The organism is Gemmobacter sp. (assembly GCF_016792925.1).
Taxonomy (GTDB): Bacteria; Pseudomonadota; Alphaproteobacteria; order Rhodobacterales; family Rhodobacteraceae; genus Gemmobacter.
The window spans coordinates 1-4,291 of sequence record NZ_JAEULU010000085.1 but is presented as its reverse complement, the minus strand read 5'-3'; the positions used below and the strand labels follow the sequence as shown (position 1 = coordinate 4,291).

Below are 4,291 nucleotides of genomic sequence, written 5' to 3'. Positions count from 1 at the left end.
GCGCTCGCGCCCCCCACGGCCCGTTCCGGGCCTCCCCCCTGAGGATATTTCGAGACAGAAAAAGAAGGGCGCGGCGTTTTGTCCGCGCCCTTTTGCCGTCTGCGGGGCAAGCCTTAGACCAATGTCGCACAGACAGCGCGGCGCGTTTCTCTAGCATGGGTCACATCCATGCGGCTCGGGGAGGAACGCGTGTTGTTGACCGAAATTCGCCATCATGCCGCGCGCATCGAGGCGGCCCTTCTGGCCGGCGAGGCGGCGCGTTCGCCCATCGCGGCCTCGTGGTCGCGCTCGGCCCGGATGCACGGGCTGAGCCCGGAAACCCGCCGCAAGGTGCCGCGCCTGACCGAGGGCGAGCTGACCGCGCTGCGCGCCGCGATGGAGCCCACGATCCGCACTGCCGCCCCCACGCTGGACCGGCTGTTCCGCGCCGTGGCCGGGCTGGGCACCTGCGTGGTGCTGACCGACCGCGACGGCGTGCCGCTGGAGCGGCGCGGCAATCCCGGCGAGGACCGCGAGTTCGAGCGGGCGGGCCTGTGGACCGGCACGATCTGGTCCGAGCGCGAGGCGGGCACCAATGGCATCGGCACCTGCATCGTCGAGGGGCGCGCCGTGACCATCCATCGCGACCAGCATTTCCTGACCGCCCATACCGGCCTCAGCTGCACCTCTGCGCCGATTCATGATGCCGAGGGGCGGCTGAATGCGGTGCTGGATGTCTCGTCGGCCAGTGCCGCCTGTGCCGAGCCGGTGATGGCGCTGATGTCCCATTCGGTGCAGGAGGCCGCGCGGCGGATCGAGGCCGATCTGTTCCGCGCCCATTTCCCGCGCGCCCGCCTTGTGGTGCTGCCCGAGCTGGCCGGCGCCCTGCTGGCGGTGGACGCGGATGATCTGGTGATCGGGGCCAGCCGCGCCGCGCGCAGCCATTTCGGCCTGAAGGGCGATCTGACCCGCGCGCCGCTGCCCTGCGCCGATCTGCTGGGGCAAAGCGGCACCGACTCGCTGGAAGAGGGCGAGCGCGCGGTGATCGCCCGCGCCTTGGCCCGCGCCCGGGGCAATGCCTCGGCGGCGGCCCGCAGCCTGGGCATCAGCCGCGCCACCTTTCACCGCAAACTGATCCGCAACAGCCCGCGCAACCTGTCGCAGAACTGAAACAACCCCGCCCCCTGCCCCGCCGGGCCGGGGGTGACGCCCCGGCGAAAGCCTCACACACTCGCATCATCAGGCCACTGGGGAGGTGGCCGCTCTGGAGGAAGAAAAATGACCAAAGCCGAAACCTTCGATCTGACCAAGGCGCCCTACAAGGCCCGCTATGAGAACTATATCGGCGGCCAATGGGTTGCGCCGAAATCGGGCCGCTACATGGAGAACATCTCGCCGATCACCGGCGGCGTGATCTGCGAAGTGCCGCGCTCCAACGCGGCCGACATTGACGCAGCCCTTGATGCCGCCCATGCCGTGCGCCGCCGCTGGGGCGAAACCTCGGTCACCGAGCGCTCGAACATCCTGCTGAAGATCGCAGACCGCATCGAGGCCAATCTGGAAGCCATCGCCCTGGCCGAAACCTGGGACAACGGCAAGCCGCTGCGCGAGACCATGGCTGCCGACATCCCGCTGGCCATCGACCATTTCCGCTATTTTGCGGGCGCGATCCGGGCGCAGGAAGGCTCGATCGGGCAGATTGACAATGACACCGTGGCCTATCACTTCCACGAACCGCTGGGCGTTGTCGGCCAGATCATCCCGTGGAACTTCCCGATCCTGATGGCGGCCTGGAAGCTGGCCCCGGCGCTGGCGGCAGGCAACTGCATCGTGCTGAAACCGGCCGAGCAGACCCCGGCCTCGATCCTCTACCTCATGCAGTTCATCGAAGACCTGCTGCCCGCCGGTGTGCTGAACATCGTGAACGGCATCGGCGAAGAGGCCGGCGCGGCGCTGTCCTCCTCCAAGCGCATCGCCAAGATCGCCTTCACCGGCTCCACCCCGGTCGGCAAGATGATCATGCGCGCCGCTGCCGACAACCTGACCAACATCACGCTGGAGCTGGGTGGGAAATCGCCCAACGTCTTCTTCGCCGACGTGATGAACGAGGATGACGCCTATCTGGACAAGGCGCTGGAAGGCTTTGCCATGTTCGCGCTGAACCAGGGCGAGGTTTGCACCTGCCCGTCGCGCGCGCTGGTTCATGAATCGATCTATGACCGCTTCATGGAAAAGGCCATCAAGCGCGTCGAGGCCATCGTGGCAGGCGACCCGCGCGCCACCTCGACCATGATCGGCGCGCAGGCCAGCCAGGAGCAATATGACAAGATTTCCAGCTATCTGGAGATCGGCCGCTCCGAGGGGGCCAAGGTGCTGACCGGCGGCAGCGTCAACAGCTTTGGCGGCGACCTGTCGAAGGGCTTCTACATCCAGCCCACCGTCTTTGAAGGCCATAACAAGATGCGGGTCTTCCAGGAGGAAATCTTTGGGCCGGTCGTCTCGGTGACCACCTTCAAGACGCTGGAAGAGGCGCTGGAAATCGCCAATGACACCGTGTTCGGTCTGGGCGCGGGCGTCTGGAGCCGCGACACTAACACCGCCTACCGCGCCGGTCGCGGCATCGAGGCGGGTCGGGTCTGGACCAACTGCTATCACGCCTATCCGGCCGGTGCGGCCTTCGGTGGCTACAAGCAGTCGGGCATCGGGCGCGAAAACCACAAGATGATGTTGGACCACTATCAGGAAACCAAGAACCTGCTGGTGAATTACAGCCCCAACAAACTCGGGTTCTTCTGAGGCCTCCTCCTCCTCCATCCTCGGAAACCGGACGGGGGGCCCTTATGGCCCCCCGTTCTCGTTTGACAGCAGGCGCCGTCTCCAGCCATGCAACAGATAGATGCCCGCTTTGCGAAAGCCGCAAGTTCTTGACGCGGGCGGGTGCGAACCTTACGTTCCCAGTCCGACAGATTCCCTTGGAGAACCATCATGGGCGCCGCTACCGTTGCCGTCACCGATGCCACCTTTGACGCCGAAGTGCGCCAGTCGCCGATCCCGGTCGTCGTGGATTTCTGGGCCGAATGGTGCGGCCCGTGCCGCCAGATCGGCCCGGCTCTGGAAGAGCTGGCCACCGAATACGCGGGCAAGGTCAAGATCGTGAAAGTGAACGTGGACGAAAACCCCGACAGCCCGGCCGTGCTGGGCGTGCGTGGCATTCCTGCGCTGTTCCTGTTCAAGGATGGCCAGGTTGTGTCGAACAAGACCGGCGCCGCCCCCAAGGCCGCGCTTGCCAACTGGATCAACTCGGCGATCTGAACCGCCTGGAGATGATCGGAAAAAGGCGGCCTTCGCGGGCCGCCTTTTTCTATGGCCGGGGCAAGGGCCAACCTTCGGCGGTCAGCCGCGCCCGGATGCGGGCAGACGCCTCCTCGGCCTGCGCGTCGATGGCCTCTTGCTTGAAGAACCACCACAGATATTCGGCCATGCGGGCAGGTGGCGCGGCGCCGGTCTCGAAGGCCGCCGCCAGCCCGTCGCGCGGCACCGAACCTGCGGGGTGGTGAAAGTCGATCCCCGCGAACAGCACCGCGCCCTTGCCCGCGATCATCGCCTGCAAGGCGACCGAAGAATTCTGGCTGACCACGAAATCACAGCCCGCGATCAGCTCCGCCGCCGGGCTTTGCACCAGCCGGAAGCGCGGGTTCTGCGCCAGCCGGTCCAGCGCCGCGTGGTCCTGCGGGCCGTAGCGCTCGCCCGGATGCAGGCTCGCCAGCACCGGCAAAGGCTGCCGCGCCAGGGTTTCCTCCAGCATGGCCAGCGGGCTCATGCTTTGAAAGCTGCGATGCTCGGTCAGGCGGCCTTGCAGCGGCGCAAAGATGAACCCCTCGCGCGTGACCTGCCGCCCCGCCAGCACCCGCTCTCGCAGCCGGGCATGAAAGGCCTCGGCGCGCGGCGGGATGGTGCTGTAATCGGGGGTCTGCCGCGCCACGGCGAAATTCCAGCGCTCATTGGTGGGTTCAAGCCGCCAGAACGGATACCAATAGGCCCGCCGCAGACATAGCGTGCCGGGGCGGCGCGGTTCCTGCATATGGGTGATGGCAAAGCCGCGATGCGCCTGACGCTCGCCCGCGTCCTCGGGCGCATGGGTCACCTGCCAGCCGGGCAGCGCGGCCAGAATGCGGCTGAGGATGTTCACCTGCCCGGCCTCATGGCCCTCGCGCAGATGCGCGGGCAGGTAGAGCGTGACCTCAGCCACCCAGACGCCCAGTCATCTGCCGCCCAGTCATCTGCTGCCCTGTCATCAGCCGCCCAATCAGCC

General features: G+C 66.7%; 4 protein-coding genes. 3 read left to right on the top strand and 1 reads right to left on the bottom strand.

Annotation, left to right across the window (positions count from 1 at the left end):
* Window positions 1-189: 189 nt before the first annotated feature.
* The 3 genes from JNN06_RS04445 to trxA all read left to right on the top strand — a co-directional run bounded on the left by JNN06_RS04445 (window position 190) and on the right by trxA (window position 3,291).
* Window positions 190-1,149, top strand: a complete 960-nt coding sequence (locus tag JNN06_RS04445; protein WP_291238384.1) for a GAF domain-containing protein — start codon at window positions 190-192, stop codon at window positions 1,147-1,149.
* A 108-nt stretch (window positions 1,150-1,257) separates the two neighbouring features.
* Entirely contained in the window at window positions 1,258-2,775 is a 1,518-nt protein-coding gene (locus tag JNN06_RS04440) for an aldehyde dehydrogenase family protein (protein WP_291238383.1), read from the top strand.
* 189 nt (window positions 2,776-2,964) lie between these two features.
* Window positions 2,965-3,291 (top strand): thioredoxin, encoded by a 327-nt coding sequence (gene trxA, locus JNN06_RS04435; RefSeq protein ID WP_291238382.1) that lies wholly within the window; start codon window positions 2,965-2,967, stop codon window positions 3,289-3,291.
* A 49-nt stretch (window positions 3,292-3,340) separates the two neighbouring features.
* Here the strand turns inward: trxA and JNN06_RS04430 are convergent, their stop codons facing one another.
* Entirely contained in the window at window positions 3,341-4,228 is an 888-nt protein-coding gene (locus JNN06_RS04430; protein ID WP_291238381.1) for a hypothetical protein, read from the bottom strand.
* Between the last annotated feature and the right edge of the window lie 63 nt (window positions 4,229-4,291).

What these genes read in the sequence shown, in the direction of transcription:
- trxA (WP_291238382.1), top strand. Translation starts at nt 2,965, where the DNA reads ATGGGCGCCGCTACCGTTGCCGTCACCGATGCCACCTTTGACGCCGAA.
- JNN06_RS04440 (WP_291238383.1), top strand. Translation starts at nt 1,258, where the DNA reads ATGACCAAAGCCGAAACCTTCGATCTGACCAAGGCGCCCTACAAGGCC.